The sequence below is a fragment of the Vibrio sp. Scap24 genome, assembly GCF_013394185.1.
GTDB classification, from domain to species: Bacteria; Pseudomonadota; Gammaproteobacteria; order Enterobacterales; family Vibrionaceae; genus Vibrio; species Vibrio pomeroyi.
On record NZ_CP041332.1, the window covers coordinates 977989 to 993644 of the forward strand.

At 46.0% G+C, this 15656-nt stretch carries 14 protein-coding genes; 4 read left to right on the forward strand and 10 right to left on the reverse strand.

Annotated features, from left to right (window positions below; all coding sequences use genetic code 11):
* Nucleotides 1–34: 34 nt before the first annotated feature.
* Together FLM53_RS03975 and dnaQ are read right to left on the reverse strand one after the other, a co-directional pair.
* A complete protein-coding gene (locus tag FLM53_RS03975) occupies nt 35–1282 on the reverse strand; it encodes a TIGR03503 family protein (RefSeq protein ID WP_176680282.1) in 1248 nt (415 codons plus the stop codon).
* A 9-nt stretch (nt 1283–1291) separates the two neighbouring features.
* Nucleotides 1292–2059, reverse strand: a complete 768-nt coding sequence (dnaQ, locus tag FLM53_RS03980) for a DNA polymerase III subunit epsilon (protein WP_176680283.1) — start codon at nt 2057–2059, stop codon at nt 1292–1294.
* Nucleotides 2060–2115: 56 nt separating this feature from the next.
* Between dnaQ and rnhA the strand changes: the two genes are divergently transcribed.
* Nucleotides 2116–2580 carry a ribonuclease HI gene (gene rnhA, locus FLM53_RS03985; RefSeq protein WP_176680284.1) on the forward strand — a complete coding sequence of 155 codons (465 nt, stop codon included), beginning with the start codon at nt 2116–2118 and terminating at the stop codon, nt 2578–2580.
* Between the two features lie 93 nt (nt 2581–2673).
* On the opposite strand, the gene FLM53_RS03990 is transcribed toward rnhA, so the two are convergent.
* Together FLM53_RS03990 and FLM53_RS03995 are read right to left on the reverse strand one after the other, a co-directional pair.
* A protein-coding gene (locus FLM53_RS03990; protein WP_176680285.1) for an IS3 family transposase occupies nt 2674–3878 on the reverse strand; the annotation gives its coding sequence in 2 pieces (ribosomal slippage) (nt 2674–3491 and nt 3491–3878; 1206 coding nt in all).
* Nucleotides 3879–3950: 72 nt separating this feature from the next.
* Nucleotides 3951–4736 carry a class I SAM-dependent methyltransferase gene (locus tag FLM53_RS03995; protein ID WP_176680286.1) on the reverse strand — a complete coding sequence of 262 codons (786 nt, stop codon included), beginning with the start codon at nt 4734–4736 and terminating at the stop codon, nt 3951–3953.
* Nucleotides 4737–4789: 53 nt separating this feature from the next.
* On the opposite strand from FLM53_RS03995, the gene gloB reads away from it, so the two are divergent.
* From gloB to FLM53_RS04010, 3 genes are all read left to right on the forward strand, one after another.
* Nucleotides 4790–5548, forward strand: a complete 759-nt coding sequence (gloB, locus tag FLM53_RS04000; RefSeq protein ID WP_176680287.1) for a hydroxyacylglutathione hydrolase — start codon at nt 4790–4792, stop codon at nt 5546–5548.
* Between the two features lie 70 nt (nt 5549–5618).
* Nucleotides 5619–7190, forward strand: a complete 1572-nt coding sequence (locus FLM53_RS04005; RefSeq protein ID WP_176680288.1) for a LysM peptidoglycan-binding domain-containing protein — start codon at nt 5619–5621, stop codon at nt 7188–7190.
* On the forward strand, nt 7187–7873 hold the full coding sequence (locus FLM53_RS04010; RefSeq protein ID WP_176680289.1) for a YIP1 family protein: 687 nt from the start codon (nt 7187–7189) through the stop codon (nt 7871–7873). Before FLM53_RS04005 ends, FLM53_RS04010 begins: the two co-directional genes overlap by 4 nt.
* A 28-nt stretch (nt 7874–7901) precedes the next feature.
* On the opposite strand, the gene FLM53_RS04015 is transcribed toward FLM53_RS04010, so the two are convergent.
* The 6 genes from FLM53_RS04015 to dnaE all read right to left on the reverse strand — a co-directional run bounded on the left by FLM53_RS04015 (nt 7902) and on the right by dnaE (nt 15590).
* Nucleotides 7902–8744 (reverse strand): endonuclease/exonuclease/phosphatase family protein, encoded by an 843-nt coding sequence (locus FLM53_RS04015; protein WP_176680290.1) that lies wholly within the window; start codon nt 8742–8744, stop codon nt 7902–7904.
* 61 nt (nt 8745–8805) lie between these two features.
* Nucleotides 8806–9144, reverse strand: a complete 339-nt coding sequence (gene glnB, locus FLM53_RS04020) for a nitrogen regulatory protein P-II (protein ID WP_004738609.1) — start codon at nt 9142–9144, stop codon at nt 8806–8808.
* A 130-nt stretch (nt 9145–9274) separates the two neighbouring features.
* A complete protein-coding gene (locus tag FLM53_RS04025) occupies nt 9275–9586 on the reverse strand; it encodes a cytochrome c (RefSeq protein WP_048661228.1) in 312 nt (103 codons plus the stop codon).
* 58 nt (nt 9587–9644) lie between these two features.
* A complete protein-coding gene (gene tilS, locus FLM53_RS04030) occupies nt 9645–10979 on the reverse strand; it encodes a tRNA lysidine(34) synthetase TilS (protein WP_176680291.1) in 1335 nt (444 codons plus the stop codon).
* A gap of 126 nt (nt 10980–11105) precedes the next feature.
* Complete coding sequence (accA, locus tag FLM53_RS04035) at nt 11106–12065, reverse strand: acetyl-CoA carboxylase carboxyl transferase subunit alpha (protein ID WP_008224015.1); 960 nt, start codon at nt 12063–12065, stop codon at nt 11106–11108.
* A 45-nt stretch (nt 12066–12110) separates the two neighbouring features.
* Nucleotides 12111–15590, reverse strand: a complete 3480-nt coding sequence (dnaE, locus tag FLM53_RS04040) for a DNA polymerase III subunit alpha (protein WP_176680292.1) — start codon at nt 15588–15590, stop codon at nt 12111–12113.
* Nucleotides 15591–15656 lie beyond the last annotated feature (66 nt).

Consider the following 15656-nt stretch of genomic DNA (forward strand, 5'->3'; position numbering starts at 1 on the left):
GTTCACTCAAGACCACTCAAATAATACGGGCAAGTTACTTTGGCGCCTTGAGTTGCATCTCTGGTTGAGCTCTTTTCTTGGCTGTCACTTTACGAACCACAAACCAAATCAGTAAGCCCAATAGAATGGCGACCACATTACCCACTCCGATAATGATCATGCTGCGCTGCCTGTCATCTTCACGCTTTTGAAGAATCATTAATTCCGTAGCAATACGCTTCTGTTCAGCAAGTGCTTCTTCTTGAAGGCGTCGAGATTCTGCTAAGTCGATATCTTCCACAACACTGTACGACTGCTCTGTAATTGGAAAGATCAGCGGACGTTGGCTTGAAGCGTCGGTGGCATAAACCATCCCAGACCAGTTATAGATCCCCAGCTCACCATTGTAAGGCACCTCTAAAGGCACTTTCATTGCATCGACATCGGCTTGGCCTTGCTTATACGTTACATAATCATCAGGCGCTTTATGCTCAACATGAACCGCTAAAGAGCTCGGTGCGATCATACCTTGTTCGCCAGACACAACAATGGTGTGAGGTACCCCCTCTTTACGAGACTGAATGAAGGTAGTGGTGATCGGTGTTGGGTAGACTAAAACCTCTTGCTCTTGTGCTCGCAAGAACACGCCATTGCCAGAAGTAATACGCGCGCGGTATTTGCCCGGCTCAATATCAATCGGCAGTGACACAGTAAACACGCCGTCTCCCGCTTTCTCGTCGAGATCCACACCGTCGTCAGCAAACTCACCCATAACAACAGGCACTGGACGTGCTTCTCTCACTAAAGACTCTTCGTTTTCGACAAACTTAGTAAACGTCACCTTAAGCTTCACGCGATCGAGAAAATCACGCAGCACAAGAGGTTTGCCATCTGAGGTCAAACGGGCAGTAAATTTGATGTGTTCGGTTTGATACAGCTTGTCTGGAAACTCATTGGCATCCAAAACAAGGTGAGACAGGAGCTTGATGTTGTTCTTAGGGGAAACTTTACCGACCGCTTGCCAAGGGCCAGGCATCGGCTTGTCGATAGAGATAATGTCCATGGACGACTCTTCGTACCAACGGACATTATCAGCATTACGCCAAGAGTAGTATTTCTTGCCGTCAGGGCGAACCAAAACGACAGGCTTAGAGTTATCGGCTCGATAAATCACAAAGGTGACTTGTTCAATACTGGGATCAACGCGAAAACGGTTGTCCAATAAACTCATTACGGATTCCGTTGCCGCATGTAAGCTAAAGCTTAACAGCAATAAGTAACCGGTAGCCAATACCCTTAACATACTTTCTCCCTACTGACGCCAAAGGCAGCTTCCGCTTTTCTCGACGAGGTCTAAACGATTTTGATGCGCTTCTACTTCATCGGCCGTAGCTCGTAAAACCTTTAGGGATTTTCGACCACTTTCTACTCTTCGTATGCTTTCGGCTTCGCCTTCTTGTTGGCCAGCGTTAAATTGCAGCGAAGTTTGGCCACCCGTCATCAATAAGTAAACGTCGGCTAGGATCTCCGCATCGAGCAATGCGCCGTGGAGAGTACGGTGCGAGTTATCAATACCGTAACGGTCACATAAGATATCTAGGTTGTTTCTTTTACCTGGGAATATCTTTTTCGCCATTGCCAAGGTATCGGTAACTTTACAGTAGTCATCCGTTTTACCTATCGCGGGATTAAGCTTCTCAAACTCATAGTCCATAAAGCCCGTATCGAAGGGTGCGTTATGAGCCACCAGCTCGGCACCTTTGATAAAGTCGAGAAACTCTTTATGTATGTCTTGGTATTCTGGCTTGTCCACCAAGAATTCATCGGTAATACCGTGAACGCCAATCGCCTCTTCTTGAATCGCACGATCGGGCTTGATGTAGACGTGGAAGTGACGCCCAGTCAGTCTACGGTTGATGATCTCTACGGCACCAATCTCAACGATGCGATGCCCCATATAGTGAGGGCCACCCTCTGTATTCATACCGGTGGTTTCGGTATCGAGTACAACGATGCGCTTATTTTCGTTCGAACTGTTTTTTTCGTTCGTGGTTTGTTCTGGAGTGCTACTGGTATTCATAAGGATAACTGTGTCAGACTATGCCGATAATGTGCTTGAGGTAATAGTATCAAATCATGACGAAACAAGTTGAAATTTTCACTGATGGTTCTTGTTTAGGTAACCCTGGTCCGGGTGGCTATGGCATCGTACTTCGCTACAAAAAAGTCGAAAAGACATTAGCGGAAGGTTTCACCCTAACAACCAATAACCGCATGGAAATGCTCGCCGCTGTCGTGGCACTTCAAACCCTCAAAGAGCCTTGCTCCGTGATTCTGACCACAGATAGCCAATACGTGCGCCAAGGCATCACACAGTGGATTCACAACTGGAAAAAGCGTGACTGGAAGACAGCCGATAAAAAACCAGTTAAAAACGCCGACTTATGGCAAAGACTCGATAGAGAAACGGCACGTCATAGCGTTGACTGGCGCTGGGTTAAAGGACACGCCGGACACAGAGAAAACGAAATGTGTGATGATTTAGCAAGAACGGCCGCAGAGAACCCAACTCAAGAAGACACGGGTTATCAGCCAAGCTAATCACCTTTTGAAATGAGATGTAAGTTTCGAAGCAGATTTATAGTTTCTTAAACGGACAGTGTACCGTCCTGATATGGGTTGACACTTGATTGACTAAAACGCTCGATGTATTTCATCGGGCGTTTTGTATTTTAGAGCAGTGTGAGGCCTATATTCATTATAGATTTTTACTGATTCGGCGACCATTTTCTTTGCTTCATCTAAATCATTCGGTTTATTCAACAGATACTCCATCTTCAATATTCCGTTGATCCTCTCTGCTAACGCATTTTGATAACAGTCATAGCCATCAGTCATTGAGCAAGATACATCATACTGTCGATGCAACTCTTGGTATTCAACAGAGCGGTACTGAACACCTCGATCTGAGTGATGAACAAGCTCACCTGTATTCTTCCGCTCTTTCAACGCGTTTAAAAAGGCCTGCTTGACCGTGCGAGCTTTCATATCATCACCTATGTGATAGCCCACGATTTTTCTTGAATAAGCGTCCGTCACTAAACTGAGATAAGTACTACCACACCGCGTTGCTAGATAAGTAATATCGGCAACCCATAATTGCTCTGGTCTTTCCGGTATTAAGCCTTCTTTGGTTCGATTTGGATGGCAGTAAAAGCGATGATTACTGTTTGTGGTTCGATGATAAGCCCTTCGATTCTGCACTAATAATCGATTCATTCTCAGTAGAGAGAATAAGCGGTCTCGCCCGATTTCAATTTCGTTCTGAGCAAGTAAATACTTGATCTTACGAGTTCCTATACGAGGGTGCATCATCCTTTGCTCCTTCACAAAACCGAGTACTGATTCATCTTTCTTTGTCTGATGAATTTCCGCAACACAGCGCTTGTAGAAAGCTTGTCGTGTAATACCGATGAAGTGACAAGCTTTAGTGACGGTCAACTTTCTGACCGTTTTTTCCTTAATAACTCGGCCTTGCGCTTCTTTGAGATTCGGACACCGAAATCTCGATCCATGACTTTTACAACCGCTTCAAAGAACTCAGCTTTAAGCTGAGTTTCTTCTAATTGCTGTTCGAGTTCTTTGATTCGTTGCTCTGGGGTTTGAGTTGAGGAAGAGTTTGACATAGTCGCTCCTAACGCTCTCGATTGTTCTATTCCTTTAGACCAATCTAGTTGACCATGTTTGCGAAGCCAAACTAAAACGGTAGAGCGACCTTGGATCCCATAACGCTCTTGAGCCTGCTTATAAGTCATTTCGCCTTTTTCAACTTGGCTTACTACTGCCAATTTAAAGGCAAGAGAATAATCTCGTTGAGTACGTCTACTTGTTGTTTTCATGACACTCTCCAATTTCATGTTGGAAATGTGTCAACCATATTTAGGACGGTACACAGATAAATGAAAAGCCGACTACGAGTCGGCTTTTTCTGTTTTTAACGGGTATGGTGCTTTTGTGGAATGCACTGAACGACGAGAGTTGGTTCTAAAACTTGCTCCCACAGGAGAGAAGCGTCGCTTAAGGTGCCAATGCGGCTTAATAGGTTTGAGCGGATAAGTACGCTTACGAGCAACAATAAAGTATTGGCTGCCAGCAAAAGAGGCACAACCGCCTAAGGCGTTCTCCAACCAAGTCCACATCGCTTGATACTTACTCATCGGAAACAACGCATAAGTATCACAATGAATCACTTCATAGTTAAGTACACCGAGCCAATCTTTAATTCGATTTGGCGTGTACATGCGCCCACTCCAAGGCAAGCTGTTCTTCCGCCAAGGCATCAAACTGGCCAGCCCCGTCACACTAAAAGGATTGAAGCCAGTAATGATGATATAGCCATCGTCCATCATCACTCGGTCGACTTCTCTCAATAATCGATGCGGGTCATTGCTATAATCTAATTGATGACTGAGCACCACAACATCAAAACTTTTCTCCAAAAAGGGCAAATTATAGCCATCCGCTATCACATTATGTAATGGGTTCTGGATATCTAGGTTTACTTGATGTTGAATGTTGCATGTGCAGCTAGAAATCTCACTACTGAGGCCGCCGAGCTTGAGCATATGGTAACCAAATAGCTTTGGGCACCACTCATCGAGTCGAGTTTGAATAGATTCTCTCAACCAATCCCCATTGTGCAACTGTGCCCAAGTGTAGGGATGTTCAAACTTCTTTCTGCTACGTGCTGGCTTCATCAATAATCTGTCTCACTTATTCTGTCGCACTGAAAGTGACTGGAGAACCAATAATGTTACATATCAAAAGCATACCTGCATTTAACGACAATTACATCTGGCTGATTGAAAATAGCGATCGCCGTTGTGCTGTCGTCGACCCTGGTGATGCGGCTCCAGTATTAGAGTACTTAGCGAACCATGAGCTAACTTTAGATGCAATCTTGATTACACACCACCACCACGATCACATTGGTGGCGTTCCAGAGTTGGTAAGGCAATTTCCCGACGTCGATGTTGTTGGCCCAAGAAATGAACCTATCCCGACATTAACGCATCCGGTTGATGATGGTGACCAGTTAGAGCTGTTTGGTGAAGTGTTTCTCGTATTAGGGCTCAGTGGACACACTGCAGGTCATATTGGCTATGTGGGTGATGCCAAGCTATTTTGTGGTGATGTATTGTTCTCCGCAGGCTGTGGCCGAATCATGGAAGGCACCCCACAACAGATGTTCGATGCGTTGAATAAGATCACAGCGCTACCTCAAGAAACCGAAGTTTATTGTGCACATGAATACACTGCAGCCAATATCGCTTTCGCGCTTGCCGTCGAGCCAGACAACCAACATTTGCAGCAATATCGCGACCAAGTGAACCGACTGCGTGCTCAAAATAAGTCGACCATCCCCACAAATTTGAGACAAGAGAAGTTTGTGAACCCTTTCTTGCGTTACACCGAACCAAGTGTAGTCAAATCAGTATCTAATCGTACCGAACAGACCGATCCCCTATCAGTATTCACCGCTTTACGTGCGTGGAAGAACGAATTTTAACAAATACAGACTTGTCACTCATAGGGGGTGGCAAGTATTATCATCGGCCGTTTATTAAAAAGGCTGTAACATGCGAGTTAAGTACAGCTGGGCTTTGGTATTACTACTTTCTGGTTGCCAATTAACTCAGTCAGAGAATCCAGACCAAGCTTCCGAGCAAACCAACACATCTCCTACTAAAGAAGTTTCTCAAGCGAACGTTTCATCAGAAGCGACCAAAGAAGAACCAAAAGTTGAAGCACCAGTCGTTACTCCTCAAACACAAGAAGATGTTTGGAAACGCATTGCGATGCAACTTGAAATGGAAGTGCCAGACCAAAAGAAGGTCGACTACTACCGAACTTGGTATCTAAAGCACCCTAGCCACCTAAAAACCGTCTCACAACGAGCTGAACCTTTCCTTTATTTGATCACCACCAAAATTGAAGAAAGAGATATGCCTTTAGAACTGGCACTTTTGCCGGTTGTTGAAAGCTCATTTGACGCATTTGCTTATTCTCACGGCAGCGCTGCCGGCCTATGGCAGTTCATTTCTGGCACTGGCGAGGCTTACGGACTCGAACAGAACTTCTGGTACGACGGCCGTCGTGACGTTGCTGCTTCTACCGATGCGGCATTAGACTTCCTAACCGATCTCAACAAACGCTTTGATGGCAACTGGCAACACGCAATTGCGGCTTATAACAGTGGCGGTGGTCGTGTAAACAGTGCAATCCGTAAGAACAAGAAGCTTGGTAAGCCAATCGACTTCTTCTCTCTGGATCTGCCAAAAGAGACCAGCAGCTACGTACCTAAACTACTGGCTCTCGCAGACGTGATCGCTAACCAAGAAAAGTACGGTATTGATATCCCAGCGATTCCAAACAAGCCGGTACTCACTCTGGTTAACCCTGAAGAGCAACTTGATCTAGCGATTGCGGCAAACTACGCGGGCATTCCAGTCAAAGAACTGCAAGGCTACAACCCAGCTTATAACCAGTGGGCGACATCACCTGAGAAGCACCAACAGCTACTGCTTCCTATAAGCTCAGTTGAAAAATTCAATAAAGAAGTCGCAGCGAATAAAGGCAAAGGCATGAAGTTGGTACGTTACCAAGTTCAGTCGGGTGACAGCATCAGCGTACTGGCAAGCAAATACAACACCACCAGCAAAGTGATTCGCTCTGCAAACGGGTTGAGCAACAACAATATTCGTATTGGCCAGCACCTGCTTATCCCAACCTCAACCAAAGACGACAAGACATACGCACTAAGCGCTTCAAACCGCCTAGCAAGCACACAGTCGAAGAGTCGTGGTCAATATAAGCTCAGCCATACAGTAAAAAGTGGTGACAGCCTATGGACGATTGCACGCGCAAATAAGGTATCTCACCAATCACTGGCTAAGTGGAACGGTATGGGCCCACGCGACACCCTTAGAGTTGGTCAAGAACTGGTCATTTGGAAGAATGGTTCAGACGGCGCCATCATCCGCACGATCTTCTATAACGTAAGATCTGGTGACACAGTCAGCGGTATTGCATCAAAGTTCAAAGTAAAAAGTGCAGATGTTGTAAAATGGAACACTTTGCAGAATAAGAAATACCTACAGCCAGGACAAAAACTCAAGCTGTATGTTGATGTAACTAAGGTAAGTGTATGAACCCGTCAAGTAACCCACTCGTCATGCTGTTGGATATATTCCGATCACCAACAGCTTGTTTCTTAGCGCTTTATCAAAGAAGCGCTTGGGGATGGCAACCCTACGTCGTATTAATACTCAGCCCATTTTTATTTTGGGGTGCCTATTTTTCGAATGTAGATTTTGCTTGGTTAAGCGCAGAGTTATCAAAACAACTGGCTCAAACTAACCCTGACCAATTGGCGTTACTTGACAGCAATACTTTACTCGCAAGTGAGATCATCAACGATGTATTTGGCCGAACGTTAACCATCGTTCTGTTGGCGTTCTGGTTTAACCTCGCAACTAAGCCAAGCCAACATCAGCATAGCTTTTGGCGCTGGTTCGCAGCGGCATCGGTTGTGATATTCCCTGCAGTGTTAGGTGATGTAGCGAGCTACGCAAGCCTAATCCTCAAGCACGGCCATGTGATGAACTACGCCGCTGACCTGAACAGCTTAAACGGCTTAATCAAGTTGCCTCTAACCAGCGACTGGTCTCAGTTTGCAAGCTCATTACCACTGCTATTACCTTGGTACATCGTGCTTGGTTACGCAGCCGTACTAACTTGGACTGAGTTTGAACGCGGGCAAGCACTGGTAATTTCAGGTTTACCTTGGGTTGGTTACTACCTAATCTGGGCTATCTACATTTTAGTTTCGTAGATAACCGTTACTTAGTCTTATCTTTACGCTATTTAGCCTTAAAGGTGACTAACATTGGATTATGATCAGAAGCGTCCGTCATGGGCGCTTTTGCTTTTTCTACCTCTAGGCCTCGATAGAACACATGGTCGAGCACCAAACCCGTCATAAATTGAGTTCGGTTATCTGGGTCAAACGCCACCTCTGTTAAACCCACATTTTCCAACGCATCTTTCAATACCGTAAAGCGCGCTTCGCTCCAGCTATTGAAGTCGCCAGCAAAGATGACGGCACCGCGATATTTTTGCAGGTTGTCGGTTAAGCTTTTGAGTTGAGCTTCGTAATCTTCCGTACCAAACGTAAAGTTCACCGCGTGAATATTGATCACCGCAAGCTCTTCACCATTGCTCAACTTGTAACGTGACCAAAGGGCAGACTTAGGTAACTGCAACCAAGGCTCTTCATGAGTATAAGCACAAGCCTCGATAGGCAAATGAGTCGCGAGGTTGAGCACACCTGCACTTTTTTCGAATGCCTCAAACGCATTGACTCGAGTACTTCCCCATTGACCACTCGTCACCCATTGGCGAAGCCCATCCGTCATGCTCGCCTCTTGCAGTAATACTAAATCACTGCCTGCCGAGAACTTATTCAGTTCGCTCTGCCAGTTGTTGCGGTTCTGCTTGTAGATGTTCCAAACGGTGAGGCTCAACCCATCTGACACATCAATCGCTTTTGGCGCTGCGTTTTGGTAACAGCTGTAGATATCGTTACTGGTGTTTTGAGAAGAAGTGATCAGATTAGGTTTATTCGGGATCACGAAAATAAGATGAAAACTAGCAATAGCAAGTGTTATCAAGACTGCGATAACAATGATGGTTTTCTTAAACATACAGCACCCTACCAGAAATGAAAAAGGAGCGATAAACGCTCCTTTTAGGGTAATAGTTTTTTTATACGGCGTCTTCGTCTTCTTCGCCAGTACGAATACGTACCACACGTTCAACGTCAGTAATGAAGATCTTACCGTCGCCAATTTTGCCTGTTTGCGCCGTTTCGATAATGGTATCAACACATTGGTCAGCCACTTCGTCGGTCACAACAATTTCCAATTTCACTTTAGGTAAAAAGTCGACCATGTACTCTGCGCCGCGGTATAGCTCAGTATGACCTTTTTGACGTCCAAAGCCTTTAACTTCAGATACTGTCATACCCGTAATACCCACTTCTGCAAGTGCTTCACGTACATCATCAAGTTTGAATGGCTTGATAATGGCTTCAATCTTTTTCATGTTCATCCCTTAAACTGTGCGAATGGCTCATTATCGGTTAGCTATAGTAAACATTCAATGAAAAAAGCCAGAGCTTTAAAGCTCTGGCTCGAAATTTATCATCTTGTTTAATCAGCGCTTTGAGAGGATTTTACTTAAGGCTTGCGTAGTAAGCGGCTAGATTAGCAATATCTGCATCATTCAGCATTGAAGCTTGAGCCTGCATTACAGCGGCCAAACCGCCGGTGCGCTGACCATTCTTATATGCGTTAATTGATGAAGCGATGTATTGCTCGTTTTGACCTTTAAGGTTTGGATAACCAGGGATGACCGCGATACCGTCTGCACCATGACATGCCGCACAGATTGCTGCTTTAGCTTGACCCGCAGCAACATCACCCGCCAGAGCGTTACCACTCAATAGTCCAAATCCAAGAACTAATCCTAGTGTAATTTTCTTCATTGCATATTCCATTAATTATTTTTATTAAAGTGACGTCGAATTGTGACACAAACTTTTTCTACTTGCTCCAAAGCGCTTCACAATCTTGACCTTCGTAGTTTTTATCTACGAATAAGCCTAAAACAGCGATCACTCGCTCACCATCCATTAATATTGGCGTTCTGCGTCGTAACCAACTGGGTACTTGGTATTCCTGAAAGAGTTTTTTGAGCTTTCGACTATGACCGCGTCCAACAGGATGTGCTGATAATCCTTCAGGGTTGAAGATAACTCGTAGCGCTCCGCTTGAGTCCTTCAAACTAAAGTTTTGCGAATTACGACCATTCGCTACAGCATCACTCTGTGACGGCATGAATTGTAGCTCCCCTAAACCATCGGGCAGTTCCATGCTATCACCAAGCACAACATCAGCATGCCAATTCGACAAGTCTTTAGTCTCTTTCACTATGTAGAGCTGATGATTAAAACGTCTAACCTCAACATCATTCAACACCAGTTTAGGATTGGCATCAGCCTGCGCACACGCCACCTCATTCCAGATAAGCTTGAGCTGCTTTTGACTCGGCATTGCTTGATTAGAATGACTCAACCACATTCTTAGCAGTCGTGCTCGTAACAAGTCTGAGTGTTGAGATAACGCCTTAATACTTAAGCTCTGGCTATCCCCTAAAGCTTGCTGAAAGTGTGACTCAAGCAACTCATCGAGCAATAACTCTTGCTCCGCACAAAGCTGCGCACTGCGACTGACCGATTCACGAAAGCTCGGCCAACGCTCAGTCAGCACAGAAGTCACTTGATGACGGATAAAGTTACGATCAAAACGCACATCCTGATTACTCTCATCTTCTACCCAAGTTAAGCCCATGTCATGAGCGGCTGCTTCAATCTCGGTTCGGGTTACCGATAGCATAGGGCGAACAATATGAGCATCAGAAAACGGCATCACTTTCGCCATTGAAGAGAGGCCTTTCGGACCACTGCCTCGCTTCAACGCTAACAGGAAAGTCTCGACTTGATCATCGATATGTTGGCCAGTAACAAGTACATCGCCGTGTCGGATATGTTGTTTGAAGGCGTGATACCTAGCATCTCGAGCGAGCTTTTCTATGCTTTCCCCACAGTTAACATCCAGCGACACTCGCTCAATAGCTAGTGGAATAGACAAAGCGTCACACCATGTTTGGCATTGTTCTGCCCAATGATCTGCATTCTTGCTTAGGCCATGGTGAACATGAACCGCATGGCACTCAATGGCGTGCGCTTGGGCATATTGAGCAGCTAACTCCAACAACACTCGTGAATCGACACCACCACTGAAAGCGACGACCAACCGACGAGGCTTAAGTGCGCTTTGGCGAAGTACAGATGTGAAGGTTTCAATTAGGTGCGTCATGAGGCGAATAAACCAAGAGGTCGTGTGTGAAAGGATAATGTTTTAATAATAAAAAAGGGTTGGCACTGAGTCCAACCCTTTCATCAACTTGTTACGTTAAGCAGACCTTATCGCTAAGGCAACCTATCAGCAGTAGCCGTAGCTCATTAGACGCTGGTAACGACGCTCAAGAAGCGTTTCGTTATCAAACTGCTCTAGCTCTTCTAGTTGTTTAACTAGCATGTCTTTCATGTTCTGAGCAGTCTGTACTGGGTCGCGGTGCGCGCCACCTAGAGGCTCAGGAATGATTTCGTCGATAAGCTCAAGCTCTTTAAGACGAGGAGCGATTAAGCCCATCGCTTCAGCCGCTTGTGGTGCTTTGTCTGAATCACGCCATAAGATTGAAGCACAACCTTCTGGAGAGATTACTGAGTACGTAGAGTATTGAAGCATGTTTACGTAATCGCCAACACCAATCGCTAGTGCACCACCAGAACCGCCTTCACCCACAACGTTACAGATAACTGGAACAGAAAGACCAGCCATAACCTTTAGGTTTTTCGCGATAGCTTCAGATTGACCACGCTCTTCAGCACCAACACCTGGGTATGCGCCCGCTGTGTCGATGAAAGTAATGATAGGCATGTTGAAACGCTCAGCGGTCTCCATTAGACGTAGTGCCTTACGGTAACCTTCTGGCTTTGGCATACCAAAGTTACGGATCACTTTCTCTTTAGTCTCACGACCTTTCTGGTGACCAATAACCATAACAGGACGGCCATTTAGACGAGCCATACCACCCACAATAGCTTTATCGTCAGCGTAAGCGCGATCGCCCGCCATCTCTTCAAACTCTGTGAATGCATGCTCCAGGTAATCTTTTGTGTAAGGACGTTGAGGGTGACGAGCAAGTTGAGCTACCTGCCATGCACCTAAGTCACTAAAGATTTTCTGTTTAAGCTCTAAGCTTTTTTTCTCTAGTTGTTCGATTTCTTTGTCTAGATCTACCGCTGTGTCACCACCGTGACGCGAAACGTCACGTAGCGCTTCGATTTTTGCTTCAAGTTCAGCGATAGGCTTTTCAAATTCTAGAAAGTTCAGGCTCATCTATGAATCCTTGTTGATTCAGCTCCACAGTCATGGAGCTAAATTTTAGTTAAATTCGAGTTCTACTTGGCTATTTCCAAGCAGCTGTTTTAATTCGTCTAGTAATGTATCACTTGGCGTCACGCGCCATTCTGTGCCCAATGTTAACCGCGCTCTAGCGTCGGCACGTTGGTAGTATACATTGACTGGGACCGTTCCGGCTCTATAAGGTTCTAAGATTTGACCAAAGCGTTCAAAAAATTGACCATTAATCTGGGATTGGTCGATAGATATCGATACCCCACGAGCATATTTTTCACGGGCGCTTCCTAAGTCCATGACCTCGCGCGCGGACATTTTAAGCCCACCGTTGAAGTCATCAAAGCTGACCTGTCCAGAAACGACCACAATTTTGTCTTTTTCGAGCAATTCTGCGTAGCGATCGAGCGCATCTGAGAACAACATCACTTCCATTCGGCCAGATCGGTCATCAAGTGTCATCAAACCGATTCGTGTACCGCGTTTAGTGGTCATCACCCTAGCCGCAATCACTAAACCTGCAATCGTTAATGACTGGTCACGACGCGTTGGCGTGGCATCCTTCAAACGACAGCTGGTGTATTTCGCTAATTCCTTGATGTAAGCATTAACCGGGTGGCCCGTTAAATACAAGCCAAGCGTTTCACGTTCACCCTCAAGCCAAACCTTCTCAGGCCACTTAGGCACTTGGGTATACTTGTGTTCGACCTCTTCAGGAGCATCGGTCAACACGCCAAACATATCTGATTGTCCAAAGGACTCAGCGTGGTGATGTTGGCTTGCCGCTTTAACAGCATCCGGCAATGAAGCCATCATCGCAGCACGGTGAGGACCTAATCTATCTAAGGCACCGGATAGAATCAACTTTTCGATAACACGTTTGTTGACCTTCTTCAGATCAAGGCGTGCACAGAAGTCGAATAAATCTTTAAAGTAACCGCCCTTATTTCGCGCTTCGATGATCGCTTCGATAGGGCCTTCACCTACCCCTTTGATCGCGCCGATACCATAAACAATCGCGCCATCTTCATCCACGTTAAAGCGATACAGACCCGAGTTGATATCGGGTGGAAGCAGCTTGAGCTTCATACGGAAACATTCATCAACAAGGCCAATAACCTTCTCGGTGTTATCCATATCCGCCGTCATTACCGCAGCCATGAATTCCGCGGGGTAGTGCGTTTTCAACCACAGCGTTTGGTAAGAAACCAGTGCGTATGCAGCCGAGTGAGATTTGTTAAAGCCGTAGCCCGCAAATTTCTCTACCAAGTCAAAGATCTTCATGGCAAGTTCACCATCAACACCGTTGGCTTCAGCACCTTCTTTAAAGGTACCACGCTGTTTCGCCATCTCTTCTGGCTTTTTCTTACCCATCGCACGACGCAACATATCCGCGCCGCCAAGCGTATAGCCCGCCAGAATCTGTGCGATCTGCATTACCTGTTCTTGATACAGAATGATGCCGTAGGTAGGTTCTAGTGTCTCTTTCAGTGATTCGTGTTGCCACGTTTCATCAGGGTAAGAAACCGCTTCTCGGCCATGTTTACGGTCGATAAAGTTATCTACCATGCCTGATTGCAGAGGACCCGGACGGAACAGGGCTACCAATGCGATGATATCTTCAAAACAGTCGGGCTGTAGACGTTTGATCAGGTCTTTCATACCACGCGATTCCAGCTGGAATACCGCGGTGGTTTCAGAATTTTGTAATAGATTGAACGACGCTTGGTCATCAAGAGGAATCGACTCGATACGAACCGGGTCTTTACCCTCTTTCTTCAAACGTGGGTTCACTAGGCCTAGCGCCCAGTCGATGATGGTCAGGGTACGCAGGCCCAAGAAGTCAAACTTAACCAAGCCAGCGGTTTCAACGTCATTCTTATCGAACTGCGTTACTGGGAAGTTACCTTCAGCATCGGCATAGATTGGCGCAAAGTCAGTGATCGTGGTTGGTGAGATTACAACACCACCCGCGTGTTTACCGGCGTTTCGCGTACAACCTTCAAGAATGCGACATTTATCGATCAGCTCACGAACCTCTTCATCGCCATCGTAAAGCTCCGGCAGTGCTGGTTCAGCAAGGAATGCCTTCTCTAGCGTCATGCCCGGATCTGGCGGTACAAGCTTTGAGATTCGGTCAACGAAACCAAACGGGTGACCCAGTACACGGCCTACGTCGCGGATTACCGCTTTCGCCGCCATGGTACCAAAAGTGATGATCTGAGATACCGCATCACGACCGTACATTTCAGCTACGTGGTCGATAACTTGGTCGCGCTTATCCATACAAAAGTCGATATCGAAATCGGGCATCGAGACACGCTCTGGGTTCAAGAAACGTTCGAAAAGGAGATCGTATTCAAGTGGATCGAGATCGGTGATATCCAAGGCGTAAGCGACTAGAGAACCGGCACCAGAACCACGGCCAGGACCTACTGGCACATCGTTGTCTTTTGACCACTGGATGAACTCCATTACGATCAAGAAGTAACCTGGGAAACCCATGTTGTTGACAACTTCGAGCTCGATCTTGAGTCGCTCATCGTATTCCGGTCTACGCTCAGCACGCACTTTTTCATCAGGGAATAGGAACGCTAGACGTCGCTCAAGGCCTTCTTCAGATTTCTTGATCAGGAAGTCTTCAATCGCCAAACCTTCGGTTGGGAAGTTAGGCAAGAAGTACTCGCCCAGACGAACCGTTACATTACAACGCTTGGCAATCTCAACACTGTTCTCAAGTGCTTCAGGGATATCTGAGAACAACTCGCACATCTCTTCTTCGCTACGAAGATACTGTTGCGCGCTGTAATTTTTAGGACGACGAGGATCGACCATAGTGAAACCATCATGAATTGCCACGCGGATTTCATGGGCATCAAAAAGATCTTCAGTTAGGAATACCACTTCGTTAGTTGCAACAACAGGCAAGTCTTCTTGCTCAGCCAGTTCCAACGCGAAGTGCAGGTACGACTCTTCATCCGGACGTCCGGTACGAATCAACTCAAGGTAAAAACGATCAGGGAAGTATGTTTTGTAAAACTCAACATTACTTGCAACCAGTTCACGGTTGCCTTTCAACAACGCTTTACCAATCTCACCTTCCTTCGCACCCGATAAAATAATCAGGCCTTCAGCATTCTCAATTAACCACTCTTTATCGATAACAGGCTGATGCTGCACATGACCACGAAGGTAAGCTTTTGAGATAAGTAACGTTAGGTTGTTATAACCTTTATTGTCGGTTGCAATGACGGTGAGCTTGGTCAACTCGTCACCGAACTCTGGAGACTGCATCAAGAAGTCAGCACCAATAATTGGTTTAACCCCGCACCCATGAGCAGTACCGTAGAACTTAACCAAACCACAAAGGTTGGTAAAGTCGGTAAGTGCTAGAGCTGGCATACCCATCTCAGCGACTTTTTTAACTAATGGCGGCACCTTAGAGAGGCCATCCACCATAGAAAAGTCACTGTGTACGCGTAGGTGAACAAATTTTGGATCTGACATTATTTTTCCTGAATTCTAGGTTTGAGCCTAGGGTTACAACTGTGTGTATTCTATTTTTTTCTACTG

Excerpts from the sequence above, each read along its gene's own strand:
- accA (WP_008224015.1), bottom strand. The coding sequence starts at position 12,065 with ATGAGCCTGAACTTTCTAGAATTTGAAAAGCCTATCGCTGAACTTGAA.
- FLM53_RS04015 (WP_176680290.1), bottom strand. The coding sequence starts at position 8,744 with ATGTTTAAGAAAACCATCATTGTTATCGCAGTCTTGATAACACTTGCT.
- FLM53_RS04010 (WP_176680289.1), top strand. The coding sequence starts at position 7,187 with ATGAACCCGTCAAGTAACCCACTCGTCATGCTGTTGGATATATTCCGA.
- FLM53_RS03995 (WP_176680286.1), bottom strand. The coding sequence starts at position 4,736 with ATGAAGCCAGCACGTAGCAGAAAGAAGTTTGAACATCCCTACACTTGG.
- tilS (WP_176680291.1), bottom strand. The coding sequence starts at position 10,979 with ATGACGCACCTAATTGAAACCTTCACATCTGTACTTCGCCAAAGCGCA.
- dnaQ (WP_176680283.1), bottom strand. The coding sequence starts at position 2,059 with ATGAATACCAGTAGCACTCCAGAACAAACCACGAACGAAAAAAACAGT.
- glnB (WP_004738609.1), bottom strand. The coding sequence starts at position 9,144 with ATGAAAAAGATTGAAGCCATTATCAAGCCATTCAAACTTGATGATGTA.
- FLM53_RS03975 (WP_176680282.1), bottom strand. The coding sequence starts at position 1,282 with ATGTTAAGGGTATTGGCTACCGGTTACTTATTGCTGTTAAGCTTTAGC.
- gloB (WP_176680287.1), top strand. The coding sequence starts at position 4,790 with ATGTTACATATCAAAAGCATACCTGCATTTAACGACAATTACATCTGG.
- dnaE (WP_176680292.1), bottom strand. The coding sequence starts at position 15,590 with ATGTCAGATCCAAAATTTGTTCACCTACGCGTACACAGTGACTTTTCT.
- FLM53_RS04025 (WP_048661228.1), bottom strand. The coding sequence starts at position 9,586 with ATGAAGAAAATTACACTAGGATTAGTTCTTGGATTTGGACTATTGAGT.
- rnhA (WP_176680284.1), top strand. The coding sequence starts at position 2,116 with ATGACGAAACAAGTTGAAATTTTCACTGATGGTTCTTGTTTAGGTAAC.
- FLM53_RS04005 (WP_176680288.1), top strand. The coding sequence starts at position 5,619 with ATGCGAGTTAAGTACAGCTGGGCTTTGGTATTACTACTTTCTGGTTGC.